Origin of the sequence: Halostella salina (assembly GCF_003675855.1) — an archaeon.
GTDB classification, from domain to species: domain Archaea; phylum Halobacteriota; class Halobacteria; order Halobacteriales; family Natronoarchaeaceae; genus Halostella; species Halostella salina.
The window spans coordinates 75,206-94,037 of the sequence record NZ_RCIH01000002.1; the positions used below are offsets into that span (position 1 = coordinate 75,206).

The 18,832-nt window shown below is 54.8% G+C and carries 16 protein-coding genes and 1 pseudogene; 12 read left to right on the top strand and 5 right to left on the bottom strand.

The features are described from left to right. Window positions 1-95: 95 nt before the first annotated feature. Window positions 96-1,076 (bottom strand): alkaline phosphatase family protein, encoded by a 981-nt coding sequence (locus D8896_RS19165; RefSeq protein ID WP_162991427.1) that lies wholly within the window; start codon window positions 1,074-1,076, stop codon window positions 96-98. Window positions 1,077-1,190: 114 nt separating this feature from the next. Between D8896_RS19165 and D8896_RS03790 the strand changes: the two are divergent. The 3 genes and pseudogenes from D8896_RS03790 (at window position 1,191) to D8896_RS19170 (ending at window position 4,795) form a co-directional block, all read left to right on the top strand. After that, window positions 1,191-1,869 (top strand): annotated as a pseudogene (locus D8896_RS03790) (IS6 family transposase). Between the two features lie 59 nt (window positions 1,870-1,928). Then, the gene (locus D8896_RS03795) at window positions 1,929-3,356 is read left to right on the top strand and encodes a sulfatase (RefSeq protein ID WP_162991428.1); all 1,428 of its coding nucleotides are present in this window, start codon (window positions 1,929-1,931) and stop codon (window positions 3,354-3,356) included. A gap of 614 nt (window positions 3,357-3,970) precedes the next feature. Next, a complete protein-coding gene (locus D8896_RS19170; protein WP_162991429.1) occupies window positions 3,971-4,795 on the top strand; it encodes a lipopolysaccharide biosynthesis protein in 825 nt (274 codons plus the stop codon). 642 nt (window positions 4,796-5,437) lie between these two features. Here the strand turns inward: D8896_RS19170 and D8896_RS03805 are convergent. The 3 genes from D8896_RS03805 to D8896_RS03815 all read right to left on the bottom strand — a co-directional run bounded on the left by D8896_RS03805 (window position 5,438) and on the right by D8896_RS03815 (window position 8,370). Then, on the bottom strand, window positions 5,438-6,037 hold the full coding sequence (locus D8896_RS03805) for an FkbM family methyltransferase (RefSeq protein ID WP_162991430.1): 600 nt from the start codon (window positions 6,035-6,037) through the stop codon (window positions 5,438-5,440). A 318-nt stretch (window positions 6,038-6,355) separates the two neighbouring features. Then, window positions 6,356-7,312 carry a GDP-L-fucose synthase family protein gene (locus tag D8896_RS03810; RefSeq protein ID WP_121820760.1) on the bottom strand — a complete coding sequence of 319 codons (957 nt, stop codon included), beginning with the start codon at window positions 7,310-7,312 and terminating at the stop codon, window positions 6,356-6,358. Next, window positions 7,309-8,370, bottom strand: coding sequence for a GDP-mannose 4,6-dehydratase (locus D8896_RS03815; protein WP_121820761.1), 1,062 nt, complete (start codon window positions 8,368-8,370; stop codon window positions 7,309-7,311). The genes D8896_RS03810 and D8896_RS03815 overlap by 4 nt, the downstream gene beginning before the upstream one ends. Window positions 8,371-8,508: 138 nt before the next feature. On the opposite strand from D8896_RS03815, the gene D8896_RS03820 reads away from it, so the two are divergent. The 7 genes from D8896_RS03820 (at window position 8,509) to D8896_RS03850 (ending at window position 16,261) form a co-directional block, all read left to right on the top strand. After that, entirely contained in the window at window positions 8,509-8,955 is a 447-nt protein-coding gene (locus tag D8896_RS03820) for an NUDIX domain-containing protein (RefSeq protein WP_121820762.1), read from the top strand. A gap of 368 nt (window positions 8,956-9,323) precedes the next feature. After that, window positions 9,324-10,421 (top strand): non-hydrolyzing UDP-N-acetylglucosamine 2-epimerase, encoded by a 1,098-nt coding sequence (wecB, locus tag D8896_RS03825; protein ID WP_205596763.1) that lies wholly within the window; start codon window positions 9,324-9,326, stop codon window positions 10,419-10,421. A gap of 27 nt (window positions 10,422-10,448) precedes the next feature. Further along, complete coding sequence (locus tag D8896_RS03830) at window positions 10,449-11,366, top strand: NAD-dependent epimerase/dehydratase family protein (RefSeq protein WP_121820764.1); 918 nt, start codon at window positions 10,449-10,451, stop codon at window positions 11,364-11,366. Next, the gene (locus D8896_RS03835; protein ID WP_240451998.1) at window positions 11,356-12,630 is read left to right on the top strand and encodes a nucleotide sugar dehydrogenase; all 1,275 of its coding nucleotides are present in this window, start codon (window positions 11,356-11,358) and stop codon (window positions 12,628-12,630) included. Before D8896_RS03830 ends, D8896_RS03835 begins: the two co-directional genes overlap by 11 nt. Continuing rightward, entirely contained in the window at window positions 12,630-13,844 is a 1,215-nt protein-coding gene (locus tag D8896_RS03840) for a glycosyltransferase family 4 protein (RefSeq protein WP_121820765.1), read from the top strand. The genes D8896_RS03835 and D8896_RS03840 overlap by 1 nt, the downstream gene beginning before the upstream one ends. 90 nt (window positions 13,845-13,934) lie before the next feature. After that, the gene (locus D8896_RS03845; RefSeq protein ID WP_121820766.1) at window positions 13,935-14,912 is read left to right on the top strand and encodes a GDP-mannose 4,6-dehydratase; all 978 of its coding nucleotides are present in this window, start codon (window positions 13,935-13,937) and stop codon (window positions 14,910-14,912) included. Next, window positions 14,909-16,261, top strand: coding sequence for a nucleotide sugar dehydrogenase (locus tag D8896_RS03850; RefSeq protein ID WP_121820767.1), 1,353 nt, complete (start codon window positions 14,909-14,911; stop codon window positions 16,259-16,261). The genes D8896_RS03845 and D8896_RS03850 overlap by 4 nt, the downstream gene beginning before the upstream one ends. Here D8896_RS03850 and D8896_RS03855 read toward each other — a convergent pair. Further along, window positions 16,248-17,651 (bottom strand): sugar transferase, encoded by a 1,404-nt coding sequence (locus tag D8896_RS03855; RefSeq protein ID WP_121820768.1) that lies wholly within the window; start codon window positions 17,649-17,651, stop codon window positions 16,248-16,250. The two genes, D8896_RS03850 and D8896_RS03855, sit on opposite strands and share 14 nt — an antisense overlap. Window positions 17,652-17,796: 145 nt before the next feature. Between D8896_RS03855 and D8896_RS03860 the strand changes: the two genes are divergently transcribed. Both D8896_RS03860 and D8896_RS03865 read left to right on the top strand, forming a co-directional pair. After that, a complete protein-coding gene (locus D8896_RS03860) occupies window positions 17,797-18,192 on the top strand; it encodes a hypothetical protein (protein ID WP_121820769.1) in 396 nt (131 codons plus the stop codon). Window positions 18,193-18,194: 2 nt separating this feature from the next. Next, window positions 18,195-18,755 carry a hypothetical protein gene (locus tag D8896_RS03865; RefSeq protein WP_121820770.1) on the top strand — a complete coding sequence of 187 codons (561 nt, stop codon included), beginning with the start codon at window positions 18,195-18,197 and terminating at the stop codon, window positions 18,753-18,755. The last annotated feature ends 77 nt before the right edge of the window (window positions 18,756-18,832 follow it).

Consider the following 18,832-nt stretch of genomic DNA (forward strand, 5'->3'; position numbering starts at 1 on the left):
ACTTCCCACCAATACCTCCTGAGAACCGTGAATTATAATATTGTCATTATAATCTCAAAATATCCATTATATTCAAACTATAGTCCGACTTTTGTTCAAACATAACCCAACGCTTTGAGTGTCTCCTCAACTGTTCGTTCGGGAGTGGACTCATCAATTGATTCGGGACTGTATTCTCCAGTATCCTCCGCAGAGGTCTTTACCCAAGGAACTCTTCGGACATGGGGGTGTAAACTACCCCATGCATGACCAAACACTCCGAACTCCCCGAATGCTTCTCCGTGGTCTGCAGTTATCAATACGTTTTCTCTGTCTATATTCTGTAACAATGTCTCGACCTCGTCTAAGACAGATCTCAAGTCATCAAGATATGAATCAAAAACTGTTTGCTTATCACCAGTTCTCTTGATATATTCACCGGGGTCGCTCTCATACTGTTTCAATGACCTTTGTTCCCTTAGAGCATTGGAGGTGTATGGGCTATGAGGCTGGTTATAATGGAGAATTATAGTGTCGAAATCATAGGTACGGTCAACCGTGATTCCCCGATCAGTCACGTATCTAGGGGGTGAATGTCCTTCGACGTGCCCGTATCTACCTTCTTCTCCCTTCGATTCGTATCTCCAGAGATGTTCTAGCCGGCCCAATTCAGAGGCGTCAACTGTATCCCAATCCATGAGTCTCGAATGAAACCGAGAATCCACATGTACATTCATGTCATCGAATTCTCCCCTCCCCTCTTCTTCTAAAATCACTTTAGCGTAACCGTTTGCAGCTAGATATGCCGTTTGTTTGATTTTCGCCGAGTGCCGCTTGTCAAATGTTGCAGCGATCCACTCCCCGGATGTTCCTCCTACAGAGATGCGACTCTCGACCTTATTTATGAAATCATATTCCTCGGAGACGATCCTTAGTGCGTCTACTCGACAGGTATCTAGTAATATTACTAAATCGAAATTAGTTGAAAACACATTTGTACCCAATAGCCCCCTTGATGACAACATTAGAGCTGGCCACGCCAATACATGGTTTGCGGCTAGTCCAGGATTTTTAATCCCTTTCAGAATCTTCTCCATATCTCGCTAGTAGACTATACGCGATAATGATTGTAATGAAATGATATGGGCTTGGGCACTATCTAGTTGGGTCAGTTTGAGAAGTGAGCAGGTCGTTGAGTTTCTTGTCCAAAGATGCTCGCAGACCTACTCTGCGAAAACTGTACGGCGGATTTTCATGAATCTTTGGAGGGTGAGCGAACGGCAACGCCCAATAGGGCGTTCGCCGGCTGATTTTATGTGACCGGCTGTTCACTCAGAGAAACAACAACGATTCTCTCGGAATTAGCCGTGGAATGCTCGTGTCAAGCGGTTTGGCAGTGGGTTCACAGACTCGCTGACAGCGGCTGCGACCCGCCGACGGCATCGCCGTCGGCGGGTCGCAGTTAACGAAACCGCTGTCAAGATTAACGGCGAGTGGTCTTGGTTGTCCGCTGCAATCGACCTCGACACATAATTGAGTCTCGACGTCCGGTTGTTTGGTCGGCATGACACCGATCCAGCGGTTGCGTTTCTGCATGGACTCCGAGAGAAACACGGTCTCTCCGATGTCATGTTTCGCGTGGACCAGTTCGGCGAACGGACTGCTCTCAATCGATTAGGACTGAACGGTCAGACGGACTATACCGACCGTAACCTCATCGAAAAGTGATTCCACACACTCAAAATGGGCATCGACCGTTTCCATAACTCCTAGGTGGGCAGTCGGTCAAGCGCACGCGAATGGCTTGAACAGTTCGCGCACTACCACAATCATCAGAGACCGCATCAATCTCTCGATGGAAGAACGCCAGTTGAGGAGGGGCTAAAATAATCAGTACCGCCAGACACAGTACCAACACTCATATAATGCTATGCCTAAATAAGTTGTGTATGGATAGACCAAACATTATTTGTGTTTCTGTCGACAGCCTTCGCTCAGATTTTTGTTCATTTTCTGAGAATCCAGGTGAAAATACCACACCATTTCTACAATCATTAATCGATGAGGCGACATTATTTACAAATACTATTAGCCCTTCAATTTGGACGCTCCCTGTCCATACATCCATCTTTTCCGGATTATTTCCTCCTGAACACGGGGTTCTTACAGGTTCAGATGTCCTTAGCGAAAGTCACCCAACATTTGCAGAGATCCTTTCGGAAAGTGGCTATTCAACGAACGCATTCTATACAAACGCGTGGTTGGATACGGCCGATATTCTTCGCGGATTCGATAAAAAAAACACTGAGGATGTATCTGATTCTGAGACACAGGGATTTTCAATAAAACATAAGATAGCTCATGCCGCAGGGCTTCTTTCTCCAAAAATTAAATATTTTCTTACCAGAAGCTATAGGGGGCAAAAGCAATATCGAGAATGGCGTGGCCATGACCCAATTGATGGGACGAAAGGCACCGGAGGGGAAAAAACAATCTCAGCCGCTATTAGGGAAACCGGTGTTCAAAACGCGCCTTTCTGTTGGTTCGTCCATTTAAATGATGCGCATCATTTATATACTCCCCCCAATCCGTATCACCGGTTGTTCACAAACCGAAACACTGCTGCACTAACATATAATGTTGAATGGTGGCAGAAGCGGCTGTATTATAGTCGGTCTAAACGGCTAAAGGCAACTGCTGGAGATATTACACCCCCGGCGTATGAGGTGGATACCTTCAAAAATCTGTATAGAGGGGCGATTCGCTACTGCGATTCGCTCATTGAACGACTTACTGATGAGCTGAAACAGGTAGGTGAATGGGAGAATACTATATTAATCGTATTCGGCGATCACGGTGATGGTTTTGGTGAAGATGGTGTATATGGGCACCACTTCTCCTTACATGAATCTGTAACAAGCGTTCCATTATTGATTCGAGATCCGACTGGTCAAATCCCACCGGAGACTGTTCCATCGCCGACCTCACTTGTGGATATCTATGCAACAGTGTTAGGACTAACTGGAATTGACGGTCCAGAAACAAACTCGGTTGATCTCACAGAGGAATCTCGTGAATATGCCTATTCGTACTACGACATATCTGGGCACGATTATTATACAGATGCAGCAAGCTATGGGGTTGAACAAGATCGCTTGCCGCCGGCAAAGCAGTATGGTATTTGGGGTCCGAACGGCGAGAAAGTTATCAGTTATCCTGACCGGGGCGACTACGTAATGAGTCAGGACGCTGACGAGGCTCTGCGAAAGCAGCTTGATGCTCACACTCAGCAATTAGAACTGATTGAATCTGAAGATCGTGAACTAACAGACTCAGTAGAACGGCGCCTCGTTGAGATGGGATATTTGCGCGAATGAACCTATCGAATAAGGTTCTTTCAGACTCGGCAGCGTCTGCTGTGCGATTGCTTCTAAAGACAGTCAGGAGTCTGGTTGTTATTCCACTTATAACGAATCTATTGGGTACCGGAAGCTACGGCGTTTGGGCAACTGTGTTGCCGTTTATCGGGTTGCTAAGTTCAGCAGGAGGGATTCATCTTCACGGATCGCTTGTCAGATACTTCCAATCAAACGATTACCAAACGTACAGCGATGTATTGTCTCTGAGCATCTTTGTCAGCAGCTTGTTAGCTATCTGTTTCGTTATACTAGGGCTCTGGGTCGATCTCTCAGCGATATTTAATGGAGAGGTTGCTAGTCAACAGACGCTCGTTTTGACGTCGGCGATGCTTATCGCCACGAACATTTTGCTTCAAGTGAATTTGAACTTCCCTCGAGCGACAGGAAATATAAAATTATACGAAATTGGAAAGATAACTAGGTTAGTTCTAGAAACAACCAGTCTAATTGCAATATTTATTCTTGGTGGAACAGTAACCGACGGAATAATTGGACTAGTTGTCGTTTCAGTAATTCTTAATATCGGTATATTATTTGGGATTCTACGAACACATAATCTCCCATGGCCTAGTGTGACCAACTACCCGGTATATGTGCGATATGGCATCCCAATGTTGCCAAAAGCCGTTTCATCAGGCCTATTAGCCCAAATGGATCGCTATCTAATTCTTGTACTCATTTCTCCGGTAGCAGCGGGAACATACGCGATAGGGCGAGGACTGTCGGCATTCATCACAAATATCAGTCGGGTGCTCAACCCAACCTTATATCCCTCTGTATCGGGTGCTTGGGAAGAAGACCGATTTGACGAAATTTCAAAGTTATACACCGATATCATCCGCTATTATTTTCTTATCGCAATCCCTGCTATCGTGGGGCTTTCGTATTTGGCCCAGCCGATTATCACTTTAATTTCAACTCCTAGTATTTCGAATGAGAGTTGGATTCTTGTGCCAATCTTAGGGGTAGGATTCTTTCTACGCGGTATTGATAATATGTTAAGTTATATTCTCACAGCAGCTGAAAATACGCAAAAGATAGCAAAATCCGTAATGATTGCAGTCTGTATCAATATTCCAGCAAATCTTATTCTCATACATGAGTACGGTATTACTGGTGCGGCAATCGCTACGGTCGTCGCTCAATCCACCGCATTCATTCTTATTTATCGCTACGCCACATCCGAGATCGCGTTTGCTATCCCGTGGTGGTCACTCAGCCGGAGCCTCCTAGCTGCTGGCATTATGCTTACTAGTCTTTATTATTTACCGCTTCACTTCTCTATTGTTCTGGAAATTATCACGTCTGTATCAATCGGTGCAACCATTTACGCAACTGGGTTAGTTTTAATAGGGGAATTTACACCTAGTGAATTAATTGCTCTATTGAATCGATAGGTAGCGTCGAGATAGTTCGGTAAATCGAAGCAGTTGTATTGCACGGGTGGTGTTACGAATTTCGGGAGCTTGCCCAGACATATCTGGTCTACAGCATCAAATAGTTTGTTACCTCGTAGACTCCGCGTAATATATAAGTTCAATAGAGCCGTACGTTGGAAGCAATAGCCTATTCAGGCAAATATTAACAAGAGAATCTGTACCGGCTGTAAGGATCAGCACAAGAAGTTGCCGCCGATGTTAAGTTAAGAATAAGGCGGTCGGTGTTTCGAATGATCTATGTCTAATTCCAGCCACCTCAACGGTTCTGCTGAATTGATAGACTTAGAGTTTATGGAGCGAAAGTGGACACCCTACGAAATCATTAAAACAGGTATTCAGCTCCATCCTGCTGGACTATCATTTTCGAATGCCAAACAGTATCTTGTGAGGTTGGGCATCGATCGGAGTCAAACAGTAATTCACAATTGGATTCAAAAGACTGATTTGCAGCCATCCAACGGTCCGAGCCTGAATCGCATTGCAGTCAATGAGACTGCGATTCAGATCAACTCAGACAGATTCTGGCTGTATGCCGCCGCAGATCTTCGTACAAACGAATACCTCACGCTAACGTATTTCGCGTTCAAAATACTCATACTATTACTTCTCTGCTTTGTATAATATTTCACCGTTTCTGCTACAAATTCTGTTAACTGTGAACCCAAAGTCTTCTAGTCGTTGCTGCAGGTCTTGGGGAGAACTTCCAAAATCCCCGATAGATGGTCGACGATCTCCTGATTGTACGTGAACCTCGTAGTAAACAGAGCGACAATCTGGAGCAGATAGTGCTTTTTCTAATCCATCGATAACAAGCGGTTCAGACCCTTCTACATCTATTTTTACCACGTTCGGTGGAGGGATTTCTCCGTCATCGATTAGCTGATCTCCGGTTATGGTCGTAACTTCAGTCGTTCCTTCCGAGGCATTTGTTACTATTGACGACGATCCATAACCCACATCATCCGTATCTGGTTGACTAAATTCGATGCTTCCATCAGAATCCGAAAGAGCCACCCCAAGGACCTCAATATTCTGTAACTGGTTCTGATCGATATCGTGTTTCAATAGTTCGAGGTTCGGAGAATATGGTTCAAACGCGATTACCTCCCCCTCCGAACATTCTTTTGCAGCAAAAAGTGTGTAGAGTCCAGTATTCGCCCCAATATCGTATACAACGTCATCATCTCCGATCTCGTTCATGAAGTCGCGGAGTTCCTGCTGTTCAAACTCAAACCGTTGCCGATTACGTTGTACCATCCTCTTGGTCGGAGCTGAAAACGTTACAGTGCTATCTGCCACCGTCAACGAATAATGGCCTCGAATAGATATCAATTTATAGTATATATCCTGCCGGACTTTTCCATGAATTATTTGAAATAGTCTTTTTGCACCTTCATTCTTATAGATGGATAGACAACGCCGCATGCGAGATATCATTAATATTCAAAGGATGCAACGATGGTTTATGAAAATCATTTTATGCCTACGAGACCAAACCATATGAGGTATCTAGTCTCTTCATTTATCATATTTCTGTTCGTACCACTCAATCGTCTCCTCTAACCCCTCCTCAAACTCCGTAGTAGCCTTCCAACCGAACTCCTCCTGCGCCCTTGACGTATCCAGACACCGCCGTGGCTGCCCGTCGGGCTTCGAGGTGTCCCACTCGATTTCACCCTCGAACCCGGTAAGCTCGGCAATCAATTCGATCAACTCACGAATGCTGATCTCCTCCCCCGTCCCGAGATTCACCGGATCCCGATCCTCGTAGCGCTCCGTGGCGGTCAAGATCCCATCTGCCGCATCCTTAACGTAAAGGAACTCCCGGGTGGGCTCGCCAGTACCCCACGCAGTGATCGAATCGTCGCCTCGCTCCCGGGCCTCGACGCACTTCCGAATGATCGCCGGGATAACATGAGACGTCTCGAGGTCGAAGTCGTCCCGTGGCCCGTATAGATTCACGGGCAGGAGATAGATACTGTTGAAATCGTACTGCTTGCGGTAGGCCCAGGACTGTGTCAACAGGGCTCGTTTGGCGATTCCGTAGGGAGCGTTGGTCTCTTCGGGATACCCTTCGAAGAGATCGTCCTCGCTGAACGGAACGGGCGTGTGCTTGGGATAGGAACAGATCGTGCCGAGGATGGTACACTTCTCGACGCCGTGCTGTCGGGCCGCTTCCATGAGTTCGATGCCCATGACGGCGTTTTCGTAGAAGTACGTCCCCGGGTTCTCCCTGTTCGCCCCGATCCCACCGACAGTCGCCGCGAGGTGGATGACGACGTCGGCGTCGGAATCCTCGAACGCGCGATCGATCGCGGATCGGTCCCGCAGATCGTACTCGTCGCTCCGTGGTACGAAAATCTCCACGGAGTCCGATCGCGTCTCGAGGTCTTCGACCAGGTGGCTTCCGAGGAATCCCGCGCCCCCCGTCACCATCACCGTCTTGTCGTCCCAGAAGGCGGTGGAATCGGTCATCGCCAGTCTACCCTCCCAGCCCACGTCTCGGGGTTTTCAGCGTACCACTCGATGGTCTGCCGCACGCCCTCACGCCAGCTCACCGTCGGCTCCCAGCCCGTCTCGGCGTGGAGCTTCTCGTAGCCGACCTTCAGCTCCTCCACGTCGCTGTCGCCCGGCCGATACCGATCCTCCCGCTGGACGATCTCCGGACGCTCCCAGTAGCCCTCCTCCGCGCCGACATCGAGGATGAGGTTCGTCCAGTCGCGCATCGAAATGTTCTCGCCGTAGCCGTAGACGTACTCCTCGCCGGGATTACCCTCCAGCGCCACGTGCATGTGACCGCGAACGCCGTCGCTGACGTAGCACATGTCGCGCTTCGGCGTGAGATTCCCCAGTTCGACGATCTCTCGCTCCAGGGCCTGCGTGATGATCGTCCCGGTGATGTAGCGTGGGTTCTGCCGCGGGCCGTAGTTGTTGAACATCCGCGTCGTGACGCCCGGCACGTCGTAGGCGTCGTGGAAGTTCATCGTGAGGAAGTCCGCTGCGAGTTTCGACGTCGCGTACACTGACGTCGGATTCACGGGCGAGCGTTCGCTGAGGAGCACGCGGCCGTCCTCGTCGTACTCGTGTTTGTCCTCCATCTGATCGTCGACGTTGCCGTACTCCTCGGAGGTGCCAGCCGTGTCGAAGCTGTAGAGGTCGAGATCGAGATCGACGACGGTCTGGAGGAGATTGAGCGTGCCGACGACGTTGGCGTCAATCGTCTCGTAGGGCCGCTTCCAGGATTCCCCCACGTGGGCCTGGGCGCCGAGGTGGAAGACGATCGTATCGGAGTACTCCTTCAGGGGCCGCATCGCACGTTCGACCGAGTGCTTGTCCCGGAGGTCTCCGCGATGTACCGTCAGGTCGTCTTGGAGGTGTCGAATGTTCCGAAGCTCGCCACTGGAGGTCGCACGGACAAAGACGTGGACGTCTGCACCGAACTCCACCAGCTGCTCCGTGAGATGCGACCCGACAAAGCCGTCCGCGCCCGTGACGAACACCGGACGTTCCGCGAAACGGTTCTCGAGATCCATCGATACGCAATACTGCGAGTCCTGAGCTGTATGTAGTATTCGGTTGCCGATCGATAATCGCAGATTGCCCGAGCCATATGGGAGATCAAGGGTACTAAGGCCGTCCTTCGATCACGTTGGATACCGACTAACTCAGCGATGTCCGATGACCCCATCCCCCACGAAGACTGGCGCACCATCGTCGCGAACGTCCCTCTCGTCTCCGTCGACCTCGTCGTCGAGCACGACGGCGGCGTCCTCCTCGGCCGCAGGACGAACGAACCGGCGAAGGGCGAGTGGTTCCTGCCCGGCGGCACCGTCCACAAGAACGAGCGCCGACGCGAGGCGGTCCACCGGGTCGCCGAGGCGGAACTCGGCGAATCGGTCACGATCCAGGACCAACTGGGCACCGTCGAGCACTTCTACGACACGTCGGAGTTCGACGACGTCGACTCCAAGCACTACCTCTCGACGGCCTATCACTGTAGGCCAGTCGCCGACGAGCCGGCCTTCGAGCTTGACGACCAGCACGGCGCCCTCCGGGTCGTCGAGCCGCCATACGACGACCTGCACGAGTACGTGCGGACAGCGCTCGAGTTGGCCTGACCGTCTACTTCGCAGTCATCGTGAGCGTCGGACGGGCGATAGACCGTTCCCCAGATAGCTCACAACGTATGAGAGTGTCATAGGACTCTTCTCACACCGTGATGATCGTGCTTCCCGGATTGTCTCCGCGTTCGTGATTGGTGATTGCGATGACGAGACGAAGACACAGGGCGAGAACTTTCAGCAGCAATATTGGATGCATTAGAGCGCCTGGATGAACGCGAACGGCGAGCAACGTTGGCCAAAAAACGAGTCAGAGAGACACTGTCTCTTACGGCTGCAGCTGACCGCCACAAAGACCTCTACCGCTCTCTTGACTCGAAGTGAGAAGAGTAAAGAATTTAGCTACTCTTTAGTAACTGAGAATAGTGACAGATATAACGATCGTTCTTGGAACACGTCCAGAGATAATCAAGTTATCACCGGTCGTAAGAGCCTGCGAGGAAAGGGAAATTCCGTGTACTGTTATTCATACAGGGCAACACTACTCTGATGAACTCGATTCTGTCTTCTTCGAACGCCTTGAACTGCCTGAACCGGATGTTAATTTGAAAGTCGGCTCAGAGAACCATGGGAAACAGACGGGGGAAATGCTCATTCATCTTGAAGAAGTTCTACTCGACAAAACCCCCGACGTTGTTCTGGTTCAGGGCGACACCAATTCCGTTTTGGCGGGTGCAATCGCAACGAGCAAGCTCAACGCAGAGGTCGCACACGTTGAGGCAGGCTTACGGAGCTTTGACCGTGATATGCCAGAGGAAGTGAATCGAATCGTTGCTGACCACGTTGCGGACTATCTCTTTGCCCCGACTGAAGAGACACAAGAGCTGCTTCTGGAGGAAGGTATCCCGGAAGAGCGCATCTACGTTACCGGAAACACGATCGTCGATGCAGTGATCGCCAATCGGGAACTCGCCGCTGAAAAAAGTACTATTTTGGAGGACCTCAACCTGAAAAGCGGGCAGTATATCCTCATGACGGCCCATCGGGCAGAGACGGTCGACGACCAAGATGTATTCCGATCCGTCCTCGATGGAGTCGATAGAGTCGCTACTGCACTAGACGTGCCCGTCGTCTACCCCATTCATCCACGGTCACGGAACAAGATAGGAGAATTTGACATCGCTGTCCCCGATTCGATAAGGCTGATCGATCCAGTCGACTTTCTCGATTTCCTTCGTCTGGAAGACGATGCGATGTTGGCGATGACCGATTCCGGTGGCGTGCAGGAGGAAACCTGTATTATGGGCACTCCGTGTGTCACGTTCCGCGATTCGACAGAACGCCCCGAGACCGTAGATGTTGGTTCAAACGTAGTCGTCGGAACAGCCTCAAACGCGATTCTCGACGGTGCTAAGTCTCAAGTCGAGAAATCGAACGACTGGGAGAATCCGTTCGGCGAAGGTGATGCGGCAACGCGTATTCTCGATGCTATTCTACAGTCTACTCAGGAAAGCAAAAGATAATCATACCCTCTCTCCAGATAACCGACAATGGCAACCATTCTGGTGACTGGCGGGCTGGGAAGTGTCGGAGCTCCGCTCGTGGACGAACTCGAGTCCCGCGGTCACGACGTCTGGGTAGTTGACCTCCCCTGGAACGAGCGTGAGAAGTATTACAGAGCGGACATCAGCGAGTACAGGCAGATAGAATCGGTCTTCGAGGATCGGTCGTTCGATTACGTGTACCATCTGGCGGGGGAGTTCGGGAGGAAAAACGGGGAGGACTACTACGAGACGATGTGGAACTCGAACGCGGTCGGGACCAAGAACATTCTACGTCTACAGCAGGCACACGATTTCCGACTGGTCTTTTTCTCCAGTAGCGAGGTATACGGCGACTACGACGACGTGATGGAGGAAAGCGTCCCCCTGAAGGAAAACCCGAGACAACTCAACGACTACGCCATCTCTAAATGGGTGAACGAGCAGCAGATCCTCAATGCGGAAGATAGACACGGGATAGAGGCCGTTCGAGTGCGACTGTTCAACACGTACGGCCCGGGTGAGAAGTACAGCGACTATCGTAGCGTCGTCTGTAAGTTCTGCTACAGGGCCTTGCACGATCTTCCGTATCACGTGTACGAGGATCACCACCGATCGTTCACCTACGTCGCTGACACGGTACGCACCCTCGCAAACATCGTAGACAACTTCCACCCGGGAGAGGCATACAATATCGCAGGTGACGAGTACCACAACATCAAGGATCTGTCGGACCTCGTTCTAGATTATCTCGATAAGGACGACACCGACGTTGAGTACAGAGGAACCGAGGAACACAACACTCTGAACAAGAAAGCGAGTACCGAGAAAGCCAAACGTCACCTCGACCACGAGCAGCGGATCCCACTGGAAGAAGGGGTTCCGAAGACGATCGAGTGGATGCGGGAGTACTACGATGTCGAATAGGGTACAGACAGATCCGATCGCGGCAGATGGAGTCGATCCCATCGACAACGTAGTAGTGATCGGAACCGGGTTTGTCGGCTTGCCGCTCGCACTGCTACTCGCCCACAACGAAAAGGAGGTCGTGGGCGTGGATCTGGACGAAAATCTTGTCGAAGCGATTAATGACCAGTCACTCCGACTTGACGATTCGGAACTACAGAGACTACTCGAATCCGAGGAGGTACAGCGAAACCTGAAGGCACAGACGTCGCCGACGTCGGGCGATGCGTTCGTGATTTCCGTCCCTACGCCGCTTACCGAACCGAACAAGAGTCCAGATCTTTCACACATCGAGGCGGCTATCGAATCGATCTTTCCTTATCTAGAGGACGGGGACCTCATCAATATCGAGTCGACCATCCCACCGCTCACGCTGTGTGAAGTTATCATTCCCAAACTTCGAGACGCCGGGTTTGAGCCCGGAGAAGACATCCAACTGGCACACTCCCCCGAACGGATCCTCCCTGGAAACGTCTTTGAGGAGATCATCGAAAACGATCGGGTGATCGGCGGGGTCGACAGGGAAAGTGTGGAAAGAGCCGAGAAGATCTACGAACCGTTCCTACAGGGGGAGGTCTACAGAACCGATCTCGTTTCGGCGGAACTCTGTAAACTGATGGAAAACACGTATCGCGACGTAAACATTGCATTAGCCAACGAATTTGCACTCATTGGCGAAGAACTTGAAGTGGACATCAGCCACGTTATTGAACTAGCAAACAACCACCCGAGAGTGGACATCCTTCAACCCGGGATTGGTGTCGGTGGCCACTGCCTCCCGGTAGACCCGTGGTTTCTGAACGAGGTTGATCCCGAACACACGAACCTGATCACGACCGCTCGGCGGATCAACGATATGATGCCGTCTGTTGCAGCCCGTAACATAAGGAGAGCGTTGCGCGGCTCAAACGATCCCCACATCCTCGCACTAGGTGCCGCATACAAACCAGATACGTACGACGTTCGGAACAGCCCCGCAAAACGAATAGTACGTGATCTCCGACTTGACGGGTACGAAATAGACCATTATGACCGCCACGTTGAGGGAATGGAATACGAAAGACTTCAGGAACTGCTTGAATCGAACGCGCCGGACGTACTCCTGCAGTTAGTTCCACATCAAGAAACGTTATCCGAACTCGAATTGCTGGAGTCGTGGCTCCAAGATAACGACATACAACTTCTTCAGTTCGGCGTTGGAGATCCGTTGGATCCGAGTAAGTAATGACCGATACATCTGTACTTGTTATTTCACAGGTTTTTCCCCCGGAGCCGCTCGGCGGCGCTCACAGGTGGGAAAAACTTGCCAAGAACCTTCCAGACGAGTACGAGTGCCGTGTTTTAGCACCACCACCATCGTATCCGGCCGGCGAGTTCGAGAAGACGTATCGTCCACTGTCCAGAGAGGTACAAAATGGCGTCCCTGTAACTCGGCTCTATACGTATCAACCCGGGTCGGATCCATCAACACTCGAACGCATGCTTTATTATGGGATCTTCGCTCTTCTGTGTACTATCTATGTCCTGGCAAATTTCTGGCGATATAGGATCGTCGTTACGGTGTCTGCCCCCCACACTACCTTTCTTACCGGGATCGTCGCGAAGCTTCTGGGACGCACTTGGATCGTCGATATATACGACCTCTGGATAGATAACGCAGCCCAGATCGAGGGGATCAATACTGATTCGATCCCGTACCAAGCAGTTGCAGCACTCGAATCGGTCGCCATCAGACGATCCGATCACGTGATCGTCCTAACGCCAACTATGGGGGAGTTCTACCAAGAGAAATACGGAATCTCCGAGGCCCGGTTGACGGACGTGCCCTTCGGCGTCGACACAGATCTCTTCACTCAGAAGGTGGACGGTGAAAATAAGTCAAACACCTTGATATACACCGGTAATTTCGGAAAGGCACACGCGTTTGTTCCCTTTTTCAAAGCACTCGAGAAGGTTGAACACGACGTTCGCCTGAAAATGGTAGGATCAGGAAGACGGAACACTGAGTTGCAGAATTTGAGTCAGGATCTAGACCTAGAGGATCGGATAGAATTTGTGGGGACGGTCTCTCGATCCACGATCCCGGAATTGCTGGGGGAAACGACCGTGAGTTTGGTGCCCCTGCAAACAGAGTACGACCTCGACTACGCTCGCCCGAACAAGTTGTTGGAGACGATGGCTGTGGGAACACCGTTTGTCGCTAGTTCCGTCGGCGAGATCCAGTACGTTACGAACGCTTCGAACGCCGGGATAGCAGTAGCAAACGATCCGAAGGAGATCGCAGAAGCCATCGATGCCCTCTTGCGCAAGCCACAGCGACGAAAACAGATGGGCGAAAACGGTATCGAATTTATCGAAACACATCACTCTTGGCCACAGTTAGGAGAGAGAGTAGCGCGGATCTTCGACGAAACGACCGGGACGGGAGCACCAGACTGATTCTACCTCTCCGGATCATCCGATAGAACAGTCTACCGACTGTATTATCTAACCGATGTTCTTATCTACGCTCATCTTACACGTAATTCCATGCAGACGCTCGTCACCGGCGGCGGGGGCTTCATCGGATCGCACCTCGCCGACTTCCTCCTTGACGAAACAGGGGACAGCATCCTCCTCCTGGACGACTTCTCGACCGGCCAGCGCGACAACGTCGCCCACCTCGTAGATCAGGACCGCGTCGAGTTGATCGAGGGCGACGTAACGGACGACGAAACCGTCACCGAACTCGTCACCCATTCCGACCGCGTGTTCCACCTCGCGGCCGCCGTCGGCGTCCAGCGGATCGTCGACCAACCCCTCCAGTCGATGCGAACCAACCTCGTCGGCACCGAGAACGTCCTCGACGCCGCCGCCGAGGACGGCACGCCCGTCTTCCTCGCTTCCTCCTCGGAGCTGTACGGCAAGTCCGAGGACGTGCCCTTCGCCGAGTCGGACGACCGCATCCTCGGTCCCACCTCAGCGCTGCGCTGGAGCTACGCCTCGGCGAAGGCCATCGACGAGTCGCTCGCACTCGCCTACCACCGCGACCGCGACCTCCCGGTCGCAGTCGGTCGCTACTTCAACATCGTCGGCCCCCGACAGACGGGACAGTACGGGATGGTGATCCCGACGTTTGTCGAGCAGGCGCTGGACGACAAGCCACTCACAGTCTACGGCGACGGCACGCAGACGCGGAGCTTCACGCACGTCGCCGACGCCGTCGAGGCGACGTACGAACTCCTCACCACACCGGCGGCCCACGGCGAGGTCGTAAACATCGGCGCACCCGAACCGACGACGATCAACGCGCTGGCCGAGCGCGTCGTGGAACTCACGAATTCGAACTCCGAGATCACCCACGTCCCCTACGAGGAGGCGTACGACGAGGACTTCGAGGAGCCACAGCAGCGCGAGCCGGACGTCTCCAAGCTGGAAGCCACCCTCGGCTGGCATCCCTCGACCGACCTCGACCGCATTCTCGAAGACATTATCGACGAGCGGACGGAGGCGGTGGTCGCCGAATGACCGGCCTCCAGAAGCGGATCGACGAGCGAGATGCAACGGTCGCCGTCGTCGGCCTCGGGTACGTCGGCCTCCCGCTCAGTTGCCACTTCGCCGACGCCGGGTTCGAGGTCGTCGGCTTCGACGTGGACGACGAACGCGTCGCCCGCCTCCGGGCAGGTGACAGCTACATCGACGACGTGGACGACGACACGCTCGCCCACCGGCTCGAAGACGGCTTCGAGCCGACGACGGACCCCACGGCGCTCGCCGACTGCGACGCGTTCGTGCTGGCAGTCCCGACGGGCGTGACGGACGGCGAACCCGACATGAGCGCCGTCCGGCAGGCCACCCGGACCGTTGCCGAACACGCGCCCGACCGCGAGGTCCTGCTCGTCTGTTCCAGCACCGTCTACCCGGGGACCACCGACGACGTGATCCGCCCTGCGCTCGAAACGGCCGGACGGTTCCCGGAAGCGGACACGCTCATCGCGGTCGTCCCGGAGCGTCTCAGCCCCGGCGGCGAGTACGACTTCGCTGATATCCCGCTCGTCGTGGGCGCGGACAGCGATCGCGAGCGCAGGGCCGCGCGGGCGCTGTTCGACGCCGTCCTCACGGAGACGGTGCCCGTCGACGCGACGGTCACGGCCGAGTCGACGAAGATGCTCGAAAACACCTACCGGATGGTCAACGTCGCCTTCGTCAACCAGTTCGCGGCGTTCGCCGAGGACGCCGGGATCGACGCGTGGGACGTGATCGAGGCCGCCGGGACCAAACCGTTCGGGTTCCAGGCGTTCACGCCCGGCCCGGGCGTCGGCGGCCACTGCATCCCGGTCGACCCGCAGTTCCTCACCTGGCGGGCCAGACAGTCGGGCACCGCCCTGCCGCTCGTCGAGAGCGCGCGCGAGGTCAACGAGGAAATGCCCGACCACGTGTTCGACCGGATCGAGACGGCGCTGGCCGCCCGGGGCACCGACCTCGGCGACGCGTCTGTGGTGGCGCTCGGCGTCTCCTACAAACCCAACGTGGGGGACCTCCGGAACTCGCCCGCGCTCGCGGTCTGTGAGTCGCTCGTCGAGGCCGGCGCGTCCCTCCAGCCGGTCGACCCGCACGTCGACGCCGTCGATATCGCCGGCGGGCGGTACGAACCGACCGACGATGTCGACCGGGAGACGGTTCGGGCGGCGGACGCCGTCCTCCTGCTCGTCGATCACGACGCGTTCGACGCGGGCACCGTGGCTGCCGACGCGAACCTCGTGTTCGACGCGCAGAACGCGGTGCCGGAAGATACCGAAACGCCGGTGGTCAGGCTCGGCGACGGGAGCAGCGACCTGCGGCCGGCCGTCTCGGAGTCGACGGTCAGTCGTCTCTAAGCAGCCCGGACACGTCGACGAACACCTTGAACACCTGCCGGATGACGATCTTCACGTCCAGCCACAGCGACTGGTTGCGGATGTACCGCAGGTCGTAGCGGAACTTCTCGGCGGGCTCGGTGCTCATCACGTCGTTGATCTGGGCGAGCCCCGTCAGCCCGGGCTTGACGAACCAGCGCTTTCGCCACTTCGGCTCGGCGGACTCGAATTCGTCTTCGATCTCGGTCTGGGCCGGACGCGGCCCGACGACGCTCATGTCGCCGACGAGGATGGACCACAGCTGTGGAATCTCGTCCAGGTGCGTCGTCCGGAGGAACTGACCGAGCGGCGTGTGGCGGTCCTCCTCGATGGTCGTCCCGACCTCGCCGCCCTTCTTTGGCTTCAGCGTCCGGAACTTGTAGACGGTGAACGTCTCGCCGAAGAGGTACGTCCGCTTCTGGTCGAACAGCACCGGCCCCTCGCCCTCCAGTTTGATCGCGGCGACGATGCAGACGATGACGGGCGACAGCACGAGCAGCGCGGCCCCGGCGAACAGCAGGTCGAACGCCCGCTTGAGGACGTAGTCCTGCCAGTCCCACGGTTCGACCTGCACGTCGACGAGCGGTCCCACGTCCGCGTCGGCGGTGAGCAGCGTGTCGGCGTAGTCGCGGTGGACCTTCGTGGCGACGCCGTGTTCGTAACAGGCGTCGAGCGTCCCGAAGAACTCGCCGCGGTCGGTATCCTCGAACGCGAGCACTACGGTGTCCACGTCGTGGTCGACGAGCACGTCCTCCACGCGGGACAGGCCGCCGAGATGGTCCAGATCCTCCAGCCCTGCCACCACACCGCCGTCGGCGATGACCTTCCGCGGGTCCTCCACGGGAAGCGCGGCGGTCGGGCAGAGATACCCGAGCAGTTCGCCGTCCACGGCCTCCCGGACGCTGCGCATCTGTTCGATATCGTCGCCGACCAGAATGGTCCGGTCCAGTTCGCCCGGAACGGGTCGCCTGATCGCCACGAACCAGGCGGGCAGCGCAACGAGCAAGAGCCCGGTGAACAGCACGAGCGTCACCCGCGGCAGCCGGTGGGACCACTGGAAGAAGCCGAGCGTCGCCAGCGCCAGGCCGCTTACGAGCACCCGCTTCCCCGTGAGAAACACCGCGTCGAGGATCCGCCGCGGCCGCGGCTTGTACATCGGCACGAGCGCCCCCACGGTGAAGGCGACGCTCAGCAGGAGCGTCCGGCGGAGGTACTGCCCCTCCATCACGGTCGGCTCCAGATTGTTGAACTGTGGGACGTACGTCGTGAAGAAGTGCTGCAGGAACGGATGGTTCGCCACGAGCACGGCCACGGCAGCCAGCGCCGTGACCCCACCCACCGAGAGCACCCGGTAGCGCCACCCCGTGGTCATTACACGTCACACATCGGTGTACAAATATAAACACTACGTTACTCGCGCCGCAGGACGTGATCGGTCTCCGCCGACCTCCGGATTCCTGTCGCTCGCCGGGAAACCAACGAAAACGCTTTACCATGTGTAGATTCTACACATGGATATGTCCGGAGACAAAGCACGGGTCGATTTCAACGCCCCCGAAGACCTCGTGGAAGAGGCTGACGCCGTCGCGGACCTGCTCGACACGTCCCGGACGAACCTCCTGATCGACGCGTTGCGGCAGCAACTCGACGAGATCGCAAACGACGAGTCCTTCCGCCGTCGGCTCAAGGAGGCGTACTACGAAGACCGGCTCGGCTTCGAGACGGTAGAGATGGTGCTCGGGCGTGAGGAAGCCACACGACTGCGACTGCTTCGGGAGTCACTGGACCGCGAGCCACCAGTCCCGGACACCGCCGAGATCGATCCGCCGTCCGAGTCGGAGTTCTACGACGGTGAGATCGCCGAGTGGACGCCTGATGAGCAGTCGGACGACGAGGAGTCGCAGTTCGCGTAGCGATGGGACAGGACCCCGTCGCAGTCGTCGACACGAACGTCCTCCTGAACCTCGCAACGCCGGTCGTCGATGGCCGGCCTGACACGCCCTCAGGCGAGGACCCGTTTCGGACCGTGCTGACGGCGTACGACGTGCACGTTCCGGAGACGGTGCTCGGCGAGGTGGCCGAAGCCGCGGGGGACGATGACCTGCTCTCGGCAGCTGCCAATGCAGTGCTCGCTGCATCAGGCCGGCTCACGGCCCACGATGTCGTTACAGCTGGCGATGACCCTCTCGAATACGGTCTCGATCCCGGGGAGTCGATGGGAATCAGATTGGCAAACGAGATCGGTGCTGACCTGTTCGTCACTGACGAGTTCAACACGAGCAACTACCTGCTCGTGGCGATGGCACTCGACGACCGGAACACGCTGTTTACGACGCCGCACATATTATGTGGCCTCGCCGACCGCGATATCCTGGACACGGCGTACGTAGACGGGCTACTCACCTATCTCTGTAAATCCAAAAGCTGGGACGAACAGTACGTCGACCAGCTTCGGGCGAGATACCTCCGCGATTGATGCGGGAACAGGCAGCACTACCGCGCTTGCGACAAACGGATTCGAGGACCGCGGCCAGTTCAAAAACGGGTCCAAAT